This window comes from Amycolatopsis sp. NPDC004378 (assembly GCF_053602455.1).
Map to the genome: position 1 here is coordinate 141,003 of NZ_JBSGDR010000020.1, position 15,237 is coordinate 156,239.

At 73.1% G+C, this 15,237-nt stretch carries 13 protein-coding genes and 1 pseudogene; 12 read left to right on the forward strand and 2 right to left on the reverse strand.

The window, feature by feature from the left end; genetic code table 11:
* Nucleotides 1–138: 138 nt before the first annotated feature.
* The 6 genes from ACWEN0_RS39570 (at nt 139) to ACWEN0_RS39595 (ending at nt 6,957) form a co-directional block, all read left to right on the forward strand.
* Nucleotides 139–1,401 (forward strand): sigma-70 family RNA polymerase sigma factor, encoded by a 1,263-nt coding sequence (locus tag ACWEN0_RS39570; protein WP_451985307.1) that lies wholly within the window; start codon nt 139–141, stop codon nt 1,399–1,401.
* A gap of 227 nt (nt 1,402–1,628) precedes the next feature.
* Complete coding sequence (locus tag ACWEN0_RS39575) at nt 1,629–2,495, forward strand: NmrA family NAD(P)-binding protein (protein WP_451985309.1); 867 nt, start codon at nt 1,629–1,631, stop codon at nt 2,493–2,495.
* Between the two features lie 34 nt (nt 2,496–2,529).
* A complete protein-coding gene (locus tag ACWEN0_RS39580) occupies nt 2,530–3,051 on the forward strand; it encodes a PadR family transcriptional regulator (RefSeq protein WP_451985311.1) in 522 nt (173 codons plus the stop codon).
* Nucleotides 3,048–3,737, forward strand: coding sequence for an ABC transporter ATP-binding protein (locus ACWEN0_RS39585; protein WP_451985313.1), 690 nt, complete (start codon nt 3,048–3,050; stop codon nt 3,735–3,737). The genes ACWEN0_RS39580 and ACWEN0_RS39585 overlap by 4 nt, the downstream gene beginning before the upstream one ends.
* On the forward strand, nt 3,734–5,968 hold the full coding sequence (locus ACWEN0_RS39590; RefSeq protein WP_451985315.1) for an FtsX-like permease family protein: 2,235 nt from the start codon (nt 3,734–3,736) through the stop codon (nt 5,966–5,968). The genes ACWEN0_RS39585 and ACWEN0_RS39590 overlap by 4 nt, the downstream gene beginning before the upstream one ends.
* A 170-nt stretch (nt 5,969–6,138) precedes the next feature.
* Nucleotides 6,139–6,957, forward strand: coding sequence for a hypothetical protein (locus ACWEN0_RS39595; RefSeq protein WP_451985317.1), 819 nt, complete (start codon nt 6,139–6,141; stop codon nt 6,955–6,957).
* A 7-nt stretch (nt 6,958–6,964) separates the two neighbouring features.
* On the opposite strand, the gene ACWEN0_RS39600 is transcribed toward ACWEN0_RS39595, so the two are convergent.
* Together ACWEN0_RS39600 and ACWEN0_RS39605 are read right to left on the reverse strand one after the other, a co-directional pair.
* Nucleotides 6,965–7,348 carry a hypothetical protein gene (locus tag ACWEN0_RS39600; RefSeq protein WP_451985319.1) on the reverse strand — a complete coding sequence of 128 codons (384 nt, stop codon included), beginning with the start codon at nt 7,346–7,348 and terminating at the stop codon, nt 6,965–6,967.
* A 101-nt stretch (nt 7,349–7,449) separates the two neighbouring features.
* A complete protein-coding gene (locus ACWEN0_RS39605; RefSeq protein WP_451985321.1) occupies nt 7,450–8,289 on the reverse strand; it encodes an alpha/beta hydrolase fold domain-containing protein in 840 nt (279 codons plus the stop codon).
* A gap of 316 nt (nt 8,290–8,605) precedes the next feature.
* On the opposite strand from ACWEN0_RS39605, the gene ACWEN0_RS39610 reads away from it, so the two are divergent.
* The 6 genes and pseudogenes from ACWEN0_RS39610 to ACWEN0_RS39635 all read left to right on the forward strand — a co-directional run bounded on the left by ACWEN0_RS39610 (nt 8,606) and on the right by ACWEN0_RS39635 (nt 15,148).
* Nucleotides 8,606–9,610 carry a LacI family DNA-binding transcriptional regulator gene (locus tag ACWEN0_RS39610; protein WP_451985323.1) on the forward strand — a complete coding sequence of 335 codons (1,005 nt, stop codon included), beginning with the start codon at nt 8,606–8,608 and terminating at the stop codon, nt 9,608–9,610.
* A complete protein-coding gene (locus ACWEN0_RS39615; protein ID WP_451985325.1) occupies nt 9,607–10,551 on the forward strand; it encodes a carbohydrate ABC transporter permease in 945 nt (314 codons plus the stop codon). The genes ACWEN0_RS39610 and ACWEN0_RS39615 overlap by 4 nt, the downstream gene beginning before the upstream one ends.
* Nucleotides 10,551–11,378: a carbohydrate ABC transporter permease gene (locus tag ACWEN0_RS39620; RefSeq protein ID WP_451985327.1), complete on the forward strand. Its 828-nt coding sequence runs from the start codon at nt 10,551–10,553 to the stop codon at nt 11,376–11,378. The genes ACWEN0_RS39615 and ACWEN0_RS39620 overlap by 1 nt, the downstream gene beginning before the upstream one ends.
* Before the next feature lie 32 nt (nt 11,379–11,410).
* Nucleotides 11,411–12,691 carry an ABC transporter substrate-binding protein gene (locus tag ACWEN0_RS39625; protein WP_451985329.1) on the forward strand — a complete coding sequence of 427 codons (1,281 nt, stop codon included), beginning with the start codon at nt 11,411–11,413 and terminating at the stop codon, nt 12,689–12,691.
* Between the two features lie 13 nt (nt 12,692–12,704).
* The gene (locus ACWEN0_RS39630; RefSeq protein WP_451985331.1) at nt 12,705–13,859 is read left to right on the forward strand and encodes an ADP-ribosylglycohydrolase family protein; all 1,155 of its coding nucleotides are present in this window, start codon (nt 12,705–12,707) and stop codon (nt 13,857–13,859) included.
* A 125-nt stretch (nt 13,860–13,984) separates the two neighbouring features.
* Nucleotides 13,985–15,148 (forward strand): annotated as a pseudogene (locus ACWEN0_RS39635) (ADP-ribosylglycohydrolase family protein).
* Nucleotides 15,149–15,237: the final 89 nt, after the last annotated feature.

Sequence of the window (15,237 nt, forward strand, 5' to 3'; positions counted from 1 at the left end):
GCCTGACAAGCCGCGGCCGGGGGCGCCCGGCGCGGAAGAAACCGGGCTTTCGCCCGCGAAACCTTGCGCGACGCCCGTGGGTGCACCAGGATCGCTGGGCGTTCTGCACGTGCAAGCGCACGGGCAAAGGGGGTGAGGGTGACCGAGGTGGCACCGGCGGTGGCCGAGGCGGCGGACGGCCCGAGCGACGCGGTCCTGATCCAAGCGGTCCGCGGTGGGGACATCGCCGCGTACGGCCGGCTCTACGACCGGCACCTGGTCGCCGCGAAGCGGGTGGCGGCCGCGATCGCGTCGGACGAGGCCGAGCGGGACGACCTCATCGCCGAAGGGTTCTTCCGCGTGCTGCGGATCCTGCGGTCGGGCGAAGGCCCCAACGAAGAACTCCGGCCCTACCTGCTGACGACGATCCGGAACACGATGATCAGCTGGCGCCGGCGCGACTCGGCGCTCTCGCTGGTCGCCGAGGTGCCGGACGTCCTGCCGGGCGAGGGCAGCGACGAGCCCGTCGGCAGCCGGATGCACGCCACCGTCGCGGCGGACGCGTTCGCGAGCCTGCCCGAGCGGTGGAAGACCGTGCTGTGGCGCACCGAAATCGAGGGCGAGTCGCCGGCGCGGATCGCGCAGGACCTCGGGATGACACCGAACGGCGTCGCCGCGCTCGCCTACCGCGCCCGGGAAGGGCTCCGCCAGGCCTACCTCGACCAGCACGTCCCCGCGGCCCGGCGGCGCACCTGCCGGATCGTCTCCGGCCAGCTCGCCCGCTGGGTGCGCGACGGCGTCGGGGACCACAAGGCGCACCGGATCACGACCCACCTGGACCGCTGCCCGGACTGCCGGAAGCTGGCCACCGGCCTCAAGGAGCTCAACGAAGAGCTGCCCGCCACCCTCGCGCCGCTCATCCTGGGCGTCCCGGTCGTGACGCACTGGCTGACCGGCTCGCTCGCCTCGTCCGGGGCCGCCACGAGCACGGGCGCGTCGGTCCTGTCGTGGGCCACGGCGGCGAAGGTCGCCGCCGCGAGCGCGGCGATCGTCACGACGGTGACCATCGGGGCGAGCTCGTCCGACATCGCCCCGCCCACGGCGCCGGGCGCGGAAGGCACGACGGTGCAGCCGGTCTCGTCCCGGCCCGGCACACGGGCCCCGGCGGCCGGCCAGGAAGAGCCGTCCGGCTCGGCCGCCGGCCTCACGTCGGACGCGCCCGCGCCGTCGTCGGACGCGGCGGGCGCCGCGGCGCAGCCGACGGCCACCGGGGAGAACGCCGCCACGGCCACGAACGACAAGCAAGCGGCCAAGGAGTCGAGCAAGGCCGCGAAAGAGTCGTCGAAGGAAGCCGCCAAGGAGTCGAGGCAGGCGGCGAAAGAGTCGAAGAAGGCGGAGAAGACGCAGCAGCCGACCGGGTAACCCGGTCGGCAGGGTTGCGGCAGCCGGCAGAGCCGGTACTCGGCCTGGTAGGTCGCCTCGGTCGCCGGGGCGACGCTGTTCTGCGTCCGCACCCAGTTGGAGAACGCGCGCGTGGGTGTCGCGTCGCGATCTTCGGGGACGGGCGAGCGGCCCGATGGTTCCGACGGTAACAGATTTCTGCTAGCGTTGGAAATATCATCGATAACACGCCGCGGGAAGGGCAGTGCATGATCGTCATCACCGGGGGAACGGGCAAACTCGGCGCGCAGGTCGCCGACCGGCTGCTGCGACGGGTGCCGGCCGAGCGGATCGGGGTGAGCGTCCGCGATCCCGGGCGCGCGAGCGACCTGGCCGGCCGGGGGATCCGCGTGCGGCGCGGCGACTTCACCGACCCGGCGTCGCTCGCGGACGCGTTCGAAGGGGCGGCCCAGGTCCTCGTCGTCTCGACCGACGCGACCGGCGAGGCGGCCATCGCGCACCACGTCGCGGCGATCGAGGCCGCGCGAGACGCCGGGGCGAAGCGGATCCTCTACACGAGCCACCAGGCGGCCGCCGAAGACTCGCTCTTCGCGCCGATGCCCGACCACGCCGCGACCGAGCGCCACCTGGTCGCGGCGGGCACGGCGGTCACCGTGCTGCGCAACGGTTTCTACGCGAGCACAGTCCCGCTGCTGCTGGGGCCGGCGCTCGAAACCGGCGAACTCGTCGCGCCCGCCGACGGGCCCGTGTCGTGGACCGCGCACGCCGATCTCGCCGAAGCGGCAGCCGTCGTCCTCGCCGACGAGGGCCGGTTCGACGGGCCGACCCCGCCGCTGACCGCGCCGGTCGCGCTCGACCTGGCCGACGTCGCGGGCATCGTCACCGAGCTGACCGGCCGGACCGTCCGCCGGGTCGTCGCGGACGACGACGACTGGGTGGCCGGCCTGGTCGGGCACGGCGTCCCGGCCGCGCGGGCCGAGTTGCTGCTCGGCATGTTCCGGGCCGCCCGCCGGGGCGAGTTCGCCGTCACCGGCCCGGACCTGGAAGACCTGCTCGGACGGCCCGCGACGCCGCTGCGGGCGGTCCTCGCCGAGCACTATGAACGGGGTGTATAAACCCCGGCTATACACCCTGTGTACAGTTGCGGGCATGTCGATCGGACACACGCTGCTCGGGCTGCTGGAAAACGGCCCCCGCCACGGCTACGACCTCAAGCGCGCCTACGACGACCGGTTCGGGCACGACCGGCGCGTCCACTACGGCCAGGTCTATTCGACCCTGGCCCGGCTGCTCAAGCAGGGGCTCGTCGAAGCGGACGGCATCGAGGCGGGCGGCGGTCCCGAGCGGAAGCGCTACGCGATCACCGAGGCCGGGGTCGCCGATGTCGGCAGCTGGCTGGCGACCCCGGAGAAGCCGGACGCGTACCTGCACAACACGCTCTACACCAAGGTCGTGCTGGCGTTGCTGTCCGGCCGCCCGGCCGCCGACGTCCTCGACGTCCAGCGCACGGCGCACCTCGACGCGATGCGCGAGCTGACCCGCCGCAAGACCGGGGGCGACCTGGTCGACCAGCTGGTCTGCGACCACGCGCTGTTCCACCTCGAGGCCGACCTCCGGTGGCTGGAGCTGACCGCGGCCCGGCTCGACCAGCTGGCGGAGGCGGTCGCGTGAGCACGCCGGGGGACGTCCTGCTGGTGGCCGACGGCGTGCGGAAGGCCTACGGGCCCACGGAGGCGCTGACATCGGCGAGCCTGAGCGTGCGCCCGGGCGAGGTCGTGGCCCTGATGGGCCCGTCCGGCGCCGGGAAGTCGACGCTGCTGCACTGCCTGGCCGGGATCGTCCGGCCGGACGCCGGGACGGTCCGGTACCGGGGTGGCGACCTGGCCGCCCTGACCGACCGCGCGCGCTCGGCCCTGCGCCGCACGGACTTCGGGTTCGTCTTCCAGTTCGGCCAGCTCGTCCCCGAGCTCACCTGCCTGGAGAACGTGGCCCTGCCGCTGCGGCTGAACGGCGAGCGCGGCCGGGTCGCCGCGCGGCGCGCGAAGGAGCTGCTCGCCGAGTTCGGCCTCGAGGGCGTCGCCGGCAAGCGGCCCGGTGAGGTCTCCGGCGGCCAGGGCCAGCGGGTGGCGGTGGCCCGCGCGCTCGTGACCGGGCCGCGCGTCGTCTTCGCCGACGAGCCGACGGGTGCGCTCGACTCGCTCAACGGCGAGCAGGTGATGCAGCTGCTGACCACCGTGGCCCGCGAGCGGTCGACGGCGATCGTCCTGGTGACGCACGAACCCCGCGTCGCCGCGTACTCCGACCGCGAGGTCGTGGTGCGCGACGGCCGGACGCGGGAGCTGGAGGTGATCCGGTGATCCGGCGCTGGACGGCGGATCTCGGGCTCGGGATGCGCCTGGCCCTCGGCGGCGGGGGAGCGCGCACGGCCTTGCTGCGCCTCGCGCTGACCGCCGTCGGCGTCGGTCTCGGCGTCGTCGTCCTGCTCACGGCCACGTCGGTGCCGCACATCCTCGGCGCCCGCGACGACCGGGCGTCGGCACGGCTGGCCGACGCCGGCGCCGTGGTCGACGGCGTCGACCCGGTGTTCGCCCTCGCCCGGCAGGACGAGTTCCGCGGCGTCGGGGTCCAGGGCTACCTCGTCCAGCCGACCGGACCGCGGCAGCCCGTCGTGCCGGGCGTCGAGCGGCTGCCGGGGCCGGGGGAGGCGGTCCTGTCCCCGGCGCTGGCCGAGCTTCTCCGGTCGCCGGAGGGCGAGCTGCTGCGCGGACGCTTCCCGCAGCGCGTGGCCGGGTCGATCGGGGACGCCGGGCTGACCGGGCCGAACGAGCTGTACTTCTACGTCGGCTCGGACTCCGTGGCGCGGCAACCGGACGCCGCGCCGGTGAGCCGGTTCGCGGCCGCGCCCGCGCGGCGGAGCCTGTCCTCGCTCGAGCTGCTGCTGGTCGTCGTGGGCGCGACGACGTGCCTGGTCCCGGTGTTCGTCTTCGTCGTGACCAGCACGCGGCTGTCGGCGGCGACCCGGGACCGGCGGCTCGCCGCGCTGCGCCTGGTGGGCGCCGACCGCGGCCAGGTGCGCCGGATCGCCGCCGGCGAGGCCCTGCTCGGCTCGCTCGCCGGGCTGCTGCTCGGCGTCGGCCTGTTCCTGCTCGTGCGTGTGCTGGTCCCGATGATCACCGTGTCCGCCTTCCGCGGCGGCATCTTCGGCGCCGACATCGTGCCCGACTGGCGGCTCGGCGTGCCCGCTTTGCTGGCGCTGCCGGTACTGGCCTGCGCGGCGGCGGTGTTCGCGCTGCGGCAGGTCGTCATCGAGCCGCTGGGCGTCGTGCGGCGCGGGACGCGGACGCGGCGGAAGCTGGGGTGGCGCGTGCTGCCGGCCGTCGCCGGGGCCGCGGTGCTGGCCGTCCGCCCCGGCGAGCACGACGTCCAGGATCCGGCGGTGATCGCCGGTGTCGTGCTCGTCCTGGTGGCCGTGCCTCTGCTGCTGCCGTGGCTGGTCGAGCGGGTCGCGGGCCTGCTGCGCGGCGGGTCGCCCGCCTGGCTGCTCGCCGTGCGCCGCCTCCAGCTGGACAGCGCCACGGCCGCGCGTCTGGTGAGCGGGGTCGCGGTGGTGCTGGCGGGATCCATCGCGCTGCAGAGCGTCTACGACCGCGCCGAGCGCGAACAGCCCGCGGCGCGGGACGTCCAGGTGCTCGCGAACCACTTCGCCACCAGCCTCGCGGACGGCCGGGCGTTCACCGCCGCGCTCCACGCGTTGCCCGGGCAGCACGACCTGCCGGTGCGGACCGCCGGCCTGGTCGAAAACGCCGCCGGCGAGTGGAGCTCGGTCGTCGTCGCGACCTGCCCCGAACTGCGCGCCGAGGCCGGGATCGAGGACTGCCGCGAAGGCGAGGTCTACGCGGCGGGAACCGACGGCTACCAGCCGGCGCCGGGGGAGAGCGTGTGGTTCTCCGGCGCCCGGCGCGCCGACCCGAGCGTGCCTCCACAGTGGACGGTCCCGGCGGTGCACCGGGTGCCCGGCGCCGGCCCGGCGACGCTGCTCGTCACCCCGGCCGCGCTGGCGACGGCGTCGGGGGTCGGGCTGAGCCAGTCGGTCAGCATCCCGGCCGCCGACGCGGACCTCGTCGAACGGGTCCGGAACGCGGTGGGGTGGAACGGGACCGCGTTCTCGCTCGGCACCGGGCGGGACGGCACGTACGCGCTGATCACCCGCGTGCTGTCGGTGGGTTCGGTGCTGGTGCTGCTGTTCGTCGCGGGCAGCCTGCTGATCGCCGCGTGGGAGCAGCTGCGCGAACGGCGGCGCAGCCTGGCCACCTTGACGGCGAACGGCGTCGGGCGCGGGGTGCTCGCCCGGTCACTGGTGTGGCAGCTGGCGATCCCGGTGGCGGTCGCGGTGCTCGTCGCCGTGCCCGCCGGGCTCGTCCTCGACTGGCTGGTGCTGACGCTGGTGGTGCACCGGCCGATGGTCGTGGACCTCCCGGCCATCGCGGTCCTGGCGGTGACCGCGATCGCCGCGGTACTGGTCGTGACGGCGTTGACGCTGCCCGCGTTGTGGCGGACCACGAGCCTGGAGAATCTGCGGGAAGAATGAACCGGAACGGTGGCGGGTCCGGATTTTTCCGGATCCGCCACCGCGCGCGAAGTTCTTTCGGGACAACCACTCCGCCCGAAAAGGCACCCTCTTCGACGTTGCGTCGAATTCCGTTCTCGGAGATCGTGAATACGCCGATATTCGCCGATCCACGATTTCGAGGCGATCCGATGCGTATCATGTACGACGCGGTCACCGCGGGCAACATCCTCAAGAAGGACCGGCGGCCCGCCCTGGTGGCGGGATACGTCGACCGGATCAAGCTGGCGCCGTGGAGCGCCGCGGACTGGGCCCTCTTCCCGGACGCGCTGAAGGTGCGGATAGTCAAGAAGCCGTCCACCAACGACGGGCACGTCCTCGACGTGGAGGTGGGCGACGCCACGCCCGCGCAGGCACCGGGCTGGGCCCGGATGCGGCGGCAGTCGGGGTTCGCGCACCCGGTCGTCTACTGCAACCGGTCGACCTGGCCGAAGGTGCGGGCCGCGTTCGCCGAACAGGGTGTCGCGCCACCGCTCTACTGGATCGCCACGGCCACCGGGCGAGCCGAAATCCCCGACGGCGCGATCGCCGCGCAGTACCTGCTCGACGTCGCGCCCGGCATCGACATCTCCGTCGTCGCCGACTTCTGGCCCGGCGTGGATTCCGCGTCACCCCAGTCCGTCCAACCGGAAGTGGAAATCATGGAACGCATCACCGTCACGCCGCCCAACGCCGACGAGAACACGGTCCGCCTGAACCTGTCCGGCAGTGCCGGCGCCGCCGTCATCGTCCGCCCGCGGATCAACGGCGACGGCCTGTCGAGGCCCATGTGGGTCGGCAACATCTTCGCGTGGGGCTCGGACAAGACGGGCATCGGCCACAACCCGAAGGCCGACCCGCACTACGACGACCGCCTGACGTCCCACCGCCGGTTCGACCTGCCGGGCGCGTTGTGGGCCGACCTCGAATACAGCGCCGCGGAGGAGTTCGACATCGACGTCGTCGGCTGAAGGCGGCTCAGGCGGTCAGCCAGTCCGTGCACCACCACGCGTTCTGCTTCTGGCACGCGCGGAAGGTGCCGACCGGGTTGGCCGACGTGCCCGGCGTGACCGCGCTGCAGCCGGAGCTGCTGCCGTTCGCGTCGTCCACGTACCCGGACTTCCCGTTGCGGAGCCGGTACTCCGTGCGGAAGCCGTAGCCGTCGCTCGCGGTGTCGCACGAGTAGACGCGGGTGTGGCTGGTGGTCACGCCGCCGTAGCCGCAGCGGAACTGGCCCTGGTAGAGGCAGCCGTAGACCTCGCCGACGGCGTCGTGCGCCGACGCCGTGGGCGCGAAGGCGACCGTTCCGGCGAGGGCGACGAACGCCGCGGCGGCAACGGTGGGCAGGGTGCGGTTCGGCACGGTTCCTCCTGGTGGCTCCGGGGTGTGTGATCCCCTCACTCCGGAGGTGCCGAACCGGTTGGGGCCGGGCCGGGGACGTCACCCGGTCGGCGCAGTGGCGCTCAGCCGAGGTGGTTGCGGAGGAAGGCGATGCCCGCGTCCGTGACGTGCTGCAGGTTCCGCTCGCCGTAGAAGTGGCCGGCGCCGTGCAGGCGGATGAGGTCCGCGTCCGCGCCGGCCCGCCAGTATGCCGCCACCAGCGCTTCGCTGTGGGCGATGGGGATGCCCGCGTCGTCGGTGCCGTGCGCCAGCAGCAGGGGAGCGGCGGTCGCCGACACGTGGAGCAGCGGGCTGGCGGTCGCGCCGGGACACCAGTCGTGCGGGTCGTGACCGCTGCTGTGCAGGGGAGAACCCGGCGGCGGCGGTGGGATGTGCGTGAAGTCCGTGGGCGGGCTCCACGCGACCGCCGCGCCGACGCCGCTCGACGGCCCCGTGATGCCGAGGTCGCCCTCGAAGCCGGGGTCCTCCGCCGTCACGGCGAGCATCGCGGCCAGGTAGCCGCCCGCGGAGTGGCCCCAGGCCGCGACGCGCCCGGCGTCGAGGGTCAGTTCTCCGGCGTGGTGGCGCACCCAGCGGACCGCGGCCTTGACGTCGTGGACCTGCGCGGGAAACGGCGCCTCGCGCCCGTGCCGGTACTGGGCCCGCGCGACGGCGAACCCCGCCGCCACCAACCGGTCCGTGACGCGGTCGCCGAACCGGCTGTGCTTGTGCGAGCCGGCCGCCGGTGCGCCGCCGTACAGGTACACCACCACCGGGTGACTCCCGGCCCCGGCCGGGACGACGAGGTCCAGCAGCAGCGGCCGGTAGCCGGCCAGGGTCGCCACCAGAGCGTCCTGATAGGACACTCGTGTCTCGGTCCGTTCGGCCCGGGGCAGGACGAGCGGGGCACGCGAAGCAATCACGCGACTACTATCGGGTGGCACGCGCGAGGGGGGCCAGCCGTATCAGGATGCGGGAGGGGCGGCCGCCGTGCCGGGTCACCGGGAGGCAAGGCCGATCGACCCGCGAGCGCCGCCTCACTGGTCACCGCCGTCGGCTCGGCGCTGTGCCTCCCCCGGCCCGCGAGGGGGCGAAGAAGTGACCGTCCGGGTGCGCTCCGTGCCGTGTTGACACGCGCGCCGAGCGGGTGCCAGTATCAGGATTAATCCGATTGGAAACGTTTCCAGCACCAGCTTCCGAGGTTGGAAACGTTTCCAAGACTGCACACCGAGGACGACGATGACGTCAACACGCGCCACGCTGCTCCAGGTCGCCGAGCGCGCCGGGGTTTCGCTGGCCTCGACCTCCCGCGCGCTGCACGGCACCGGGGCGAGCCCGGCGATGGTCGAGCGGGTCCGCGCCGCGGCCGCCGAGCTCGGCTACAGCGCGGACGCCATCGGCCGGTCGCTGCGGCTGAAGAAGACCTTCCAGGTCGCTTTCGCGGTCGCCGACATCGGCAACCCGGTCTACGTCGAGATGATGCGGGCCATCCACGAAGTCCTCGCGCCGCACGGCTACCGCGTCGTCGTGATGAGCACCGGCGACACCGCGACGTCGACGACCGAGCTGGTCCGGAGCCTCAACAGCGGTTTCGTCGACGGCATGATCGTCAGCCCGCTGCGCACCGACGACCGGCTGATCGAAGAGATCCAGCAGGCCCCGGTCCCCGTCGTGGTGATCGGCCGGGCGCTGGACGACCGGGGGATCAGCTCCGTCTCGACGGACTCGGCCGGCGGCATCGGCGAAGCCGTCCGCCACCTGCACGCGATCGGCCGCCGCCGGGTCGGCTTCCTCAACGGCCCGCTCGACACGACGCCCGGCGCGTCCCGCCAGCGCGGGTTCGACGCCGCCACCCGGGAGACCGCCTTCGACCGGGTCGACCAGGAGGTTGCCGGCGACTTCACCGTCACCGCCGGGCTCGAAGCCGCCCGGGCGCTGCTCGCCCGCGGGCCGGTCGACGCCCTGGTCTCGGCGAACGACCTCCTGGCCATCGGCGCGATCCGCGCGGTCCGCGAAGCCGGCCTCTCGGTGCCCGAAGACGTCGCGATCACGGGCATGGACGACACCGAGCTCGGCCGCGTCTTCCAGCCCAGCCTGACCAGCGTGTCGCTCGGCTCGACCGAACGCGGGCGCGCCGCCGCCCGGATCATGCTGCAGCTCGCCGACGAGCCGGACCACGAAGCACAGCAGGTGGCCGTCGGGCCGGAGCTGATGGTCCGCGAGTCGACCGGCGGTGTGGCGTGACCGCGACCCTGACGCGGCCCGCACCCGCGGCGCCGAACCGGAAGCCCGCCCTCGCCCGCACGCGGCGGCGCGAGGCGATCGCGCTCGTGCTCCCGTCGCTGATCCCGATCCTCGTGCTCAGCGTCGCGCCGCTGGCCGTCGGGATCTTCCTCGCCTTCACCGACGCGCGCCTGGTCCGGCACCCGGACTACGCCTTCGCCGGCGTCGACAACTTCACGAAGCTCGTCGGCAACGACCTGTTCTGGGACTCGCTGCGGATCGGCCTGATCTGGACCGTCGGCGTCACGCTGCTGCAGCTCGCCGCCGCGATGGGACTCGCGCTGCTGCTCAACTCCGGCCTGCGGCTGCAGGGCCTGACGCGGGTGCTCGCGCTCGTGCCGTGGGCGATGCCGCCGGTCGTCGTGGCGATCATGTGGCAGATGATCTACTCGGCCAACGGCGGCCCGCTCAACGCCTTCCTCGGCAGCGTCGGCCTCCCGGACGACACCAACTGGCTCGGCGACTTCTCGGTCGCGCTGCCCGCGGTGATCGTCGTCGGCGTCTGGGTCGGCATGCCGCAGACGACGGTGACGTTGCTGGCCGGCCTGCAGCAGATCCCGGCCGAGCTGCACGAAGCCGCGGCGGTCGACGGTGCCGGCGCGTGGCGGCGGTTCACCGCGGTGACGTGGCCGAGCCTGCGCCCGATCGTCACGTCGATCACGTCGCTGAACTTCATCTGGAACTTCAACTCGTTCTCGCTGGTCTACGTCCTCACCGCGGGCGGGCCGGGCGGAAAGACCATGGTCCCGGTGCTGTTCGTCTACCTCGAAGCCTTCAAGAACCGCGAGATCGGCTACGCCGCCGCGATGGGCCTGGTGCTCGTCGTCGTGGTCGTGCTGATCCTCGCGGTCTACCTGCGGTCGCAGTTCCGCGACGACCGCACCGCCGGGAAGGGGCGTTGATGCGGGTTCTCGTGCGCCCGGCCCAGTACGCGGCCCTCGCGCTCTACATCCTGTTCCTCGGTTTCCCCCTGCTGTGGCTGATTTCCGCGTCGGTCAAGTCATCGGGGGAACTGAATTCGCTCACGGTGAGCCTGCTGCCCGGCGAATGGCACTGGGACAACTACGCCGAAGCGCTGAACAAGCAGGGCCTGGTCCGGTCCGCGGCCAACAGCCTGATCGTCGCGCTCGCTTCGACCGCCCTGTCGGTCGTGATCGCCGTGCCTGCCGCCTACGTGCTCGCGCGGCTCAAGGGCAAGGTGCGCGCGGCCGGCGTCGGCTGGATCCTGGTCAGCCAGGTGTTCCCGGTCGTGCTGATCATCCTGCCGCTGTTCCTCATCCTGCGGACGCTCGGCCTGGCCGACAGCCTCGTCGGCCTGACGCTCGTGCACACGACGTACATGCTGCCGTTCGCGCTCTGGATGCTGCAGGGCTACGTCGCCGCGATCCCGGTGGAACTCGAAGAAGCGGGCGCGATGGACGGCGCGAGCCGGCTCACCGTGCTGCGCACGATCCTCTTCCCGCTGCTCGCTCCCGGCGTCGTCGCGACGGCGATGTTCAGCTTCGTCTCGTCGTGGAACGAGTTCTTCTTCGCCCTGGTCCTCCTGCAGTCGCCGGAGAACTACACCCTGCCCATCACGCTCACCATGTTCGTCGGCGGGGAGGGCAAGGTCGCCCTCGGCCCGCTCGCCGCGGGCGCCGTGCTCGCCGCCATCCCCAGCATCGTCTTCTTCGGCATCCTGCGGAGAAAGCTCACCAGCGGCCTGATGGCCGGGGCGGTGAAGGGATGAACCCCACCCGGTATCACTCGAAAGGTCGGTCGATGAAGACACGACGCATGCTCGCCGCCACCGCCTTGACGGCCGCCGGCCTGCTGCTCGCCGCGTGCGGGAGCGGCAGCAGCGGCGACGGCGGGGGCGGGCCCGTCACCCTCACCTTCCAGTCCCTGTCCGACCAGCCCGCCGCCATCGCCGCCACGCAGCAGATCGTCGGCGACTGGAACAAGGCCCACCCGGACGTCCAGGTCAAGATCGTCCAGGCGGGCTGGGACGGCGTCTACGACAAGCTGATCACCCAGTTCAACGCCGGCAGCGCGCCGGACATCGTGCACTACGAGGCGGCGGGAATCGCGCCCTTCGCCACCGACGGCTACCTCGCGGACCTGACGCAGTACCTGCCGGAGGCCAAGCGCGCGGACATCCCGAAGGGCGTCCTGGACTCCGTGACGGTCGACGGGAAGGTGATCGCCGTCCCGACCGAGCTGCAGTCCTATGTGGTCTTCGCGAACAAGACCCAGCTGCAGCAGGCGGGCGTCACGATCCCGGCGGGCGCCTCGATGACGTGGGACCAGCTGCGTGACCTCGCGAAGGCGACCACCAAGGACGGCAGGTTCGGCCTCGGCTGGGGCCTGTCGAGCCCGACGGCGGCGTTCGTCGCCCTGGCCCCCGGCTTCGGCGGCAAGTACTTCGACGGCACCGGCAAGGACGCGAAGCTCACCGTCGGCCAGGGCGAGCAGGCACTGCCGCAGCTCGTCGACGCGATGGCGCACCAGGACCACTCGATCCTGCCCGTGACGCTGACGCAGTCGGGTACCAAGGCGCTCGCGCCGTTCTACGCCGGCCAGATCGCGATGACCGTCCAGGGGTCCTACCAGGCGGCCAACATCGCGAAGGACGCGCCGAAGGGCTTCGACTGGGTGGTGCTGCCGCCGCTGGCCGGCTCGGCCGGGCCCGCGCAGGCGGCCAACCCGCAGACGTTGTCGGTGAACAAGGACTCCCAGCACGTCAAGGAGGCCGCCGAGTTCGTCGACTTCTTCACCAGCACCGAAAACCTCGTCGCGATGAACGAGGCCGACGCGCTGATCCCGCCGACGACGTCCGCGCGCAAGGCGCTGGCCGCCAAGCTCGCCGGGAAGAACGGCTGGGACGCGATCCTGGCTTCGGGGGACCACCTGACCTCGGCGCCCTACCTGTTCGCCGGCAAGTACGCGCAGTGGAAGGACACCGTCGCGACCCCGGCGTACCAGCAGTTCCTCGGGCAGAAGATCGACGCGGCCGGCCTCGCGAAGCAGCTCGAGGACGGCTGGCGGAGCGTCAGCAAATGACAGGAGCGGATTCTTGACCTGGCTGGAAGACCGGGCCGTCGCGGTGATCACCGGCGCGGCCGTCGGGGACGCCCTCGGCGGCGCCACCGAAGGGTGGACACCCGAACAGATCGAAGAACGGCACGGCGGCCGGGTGACCGGCGTCGTCGGGCCGTGGTACCCGGATTGGCGGACCGCGCGCCCGATCGCGCCGTACCACAAGGGCGACGGGCACGTCACCGACGACACCCTCATGACGCGGGCGCTCGTCGAGGTGTACGCGAAGCGCCGCGCGCACCTCGACGCGTACGCGATGGCCGAGGACCTGGTGCCGCTGATGATCGGCGAGCCGCGCTGGGTGCCGGAGCTGGAGTCGACGGCGTTGCTGCTGCAGCGGGTCTTCCTGGCCGAGAAGTGGATCGTCGCGAGACTCCACTATGGACACGTCGACCCGCGGGAAGCGGGCGTGGGCAACGTGGTCAACTGCGGTGCGGCGATGTACGTCGCCCCGGTCGGGGTGGTCAACGCGGGTGACCCGCGCGCCGCCTACGCCGAAGCGATCGACCTCACCGGTGCGCACCAGTCGAGCTACGGCCGCGAGGCGGCGGGCGTGCTGGCCGCGATGGTGGCGGCTTCGGTGGCGCCGGGTGCGACGCTCGACGACGTGGTGGCGGCGGCGTTGGACGTCGCCCATGACGGGACCGCGGCGGCTCTGCGCGCGGTCGTGGAGACGTTCGGTGGCCGGTCCGTTCCCCCGGCCACCGACGGGGAAGAACGCGCGCTGGCGGCGCTCGTCCGCGAGACCGTCGCGCCGTTCGACTCGGTGGGGCCGCACTACCGGGAGATGTCCCTCGACGCACGGCGTCCCTCGCGGACGAAGGCGATCGAGGAGCTGCCCGCCGCGCTGGCGTTCGTGCTGGCGCACCGGGGCGAGTTCCGGGGCGCGGTGCTGGCGGCCGTCAACTACGGCCGGGACGCCGACTCGATCGCCGTCATGGCGGGCGCGCTGTGCGCCGGCCTCGGCGGGACGGCCGCGGTGCCCGCCGAGTGGGTCGACGAGATCGGCGACGCCAGCCGGATGGACCTGCGGGAGACCGGGCACCTGCTGGCCTCGGCGGCCGCGGACATCCTGAAGGCCGACCGCGAGCGGGCGCTCGCCCGGGTCGCCTTTCTCGAGGAGACGGCGTGAGGCTGACCTGGGCCCAGCCCGAGGACCTGCTCCCGCACGAGCTGGTGCAGTCCCTCGCGGAGGGGCGCGACGTCGCTTCGGTGCGGGCGCGGTGGGTCGCGGCGGGTGGTTCGCCCACGCCGGCCGTGAGCGGCGCTGGTCCCGCGTTGCCCGCGTTGCGGCCGTTGGCCCGGGAACTGCTGGACGAGCTGGACGCGCCGGGTGCCGAACCTTCGTGGGACTCGCTGGACCTGCCGCCGGCGCCTTCGCTGCCGCGCGGCTCGCGGGGGCGTGAACTCGCCGCGTGGACCGGTCGGGCTGCCGGGTGCCTGCTGGGCAAGCCCGTGGAGAAGATCCCGCGCGAAGGCATCGAAGAAATCCTGCGGGCGACCGGCCGCTGGCCGTTGAGCGGGTGGTTCACCGCGGTGGGACTGCCTGACGACGTCGCGGCTCGGTGGCCGTGGAACCGCCGTTCGGCGCCGACGTCGCTCGAGGAGAACATCGACGGGATGCCCGAGGACGACGACCTCAACTACCCGATGCTGGCGCTGTCGCTCCTGGAGACGCACGGCCGGTCGTTCACGACGGACGACGTCGCGCAGCTGTGGCTGGACAACCTCCCGGCCGGGCGGGTGTTCACGGCGGAGCGGGCGGCGTACCGGAACCTCCTGGACGCGCGCCCGGACACCGCGACGTACCGGAACCCGTTCCGGGAGTGGATCGGGGCGCTGATCCGCGCGGACGTGTTCGGCTGGGTCTCTCCGGGCGACATTCGCGCGGCGGCCCGGCTGGCGTGGACGGACGCCCGCCTGAGCCACACGCGCAACGGCGTGTACGGCGCGATGTGGGCCGCGGCCCTCGCCTCGGCGGCCATGGTGTGAGACACGGTGGCGGAGGTCCTCGACGCGGCGGCCACGGTGATCCCGCCGGGCAGCGCACTGGCGTCGGCGGTCTCACTCGGCCGTTCGGCGGCGTCGTCGGGCGACGTCCGAAGTGGACTCGACCGCTTGCACGCGGCCTACGGCGATTTGCACTGGGTGCACGTGCTGAACAACGCGGCGGTGATCGCCTACGCGCTCGCGGCCGGAGGCGGCGAGTTCGGGTGGAGCGTGTCGATCGCGGTGACGGCGGGCTGGGACACCGACTCGGCCGCCGCGACGGTGGGCGGAGTGGTGGGCGCCCTGCACGGGGTGGACGAGTACTGGAGCAAGCCCCTCGACGGCCGCATCGCGACGTCGTTGCCGGGCGGCGACCGCCGGATCGCGGACCTCGCGGCACGGACGGCGGCGTTGGCGGAGGCGGGCCGATGAGCGGACAACGTGCGGCGATCGGCTGCGCCTGCCGGGTCGGCGGTCGGGCGGCTACGGGCTTGGTCGGGGTGGGCGGCCGGTGCGCGGCG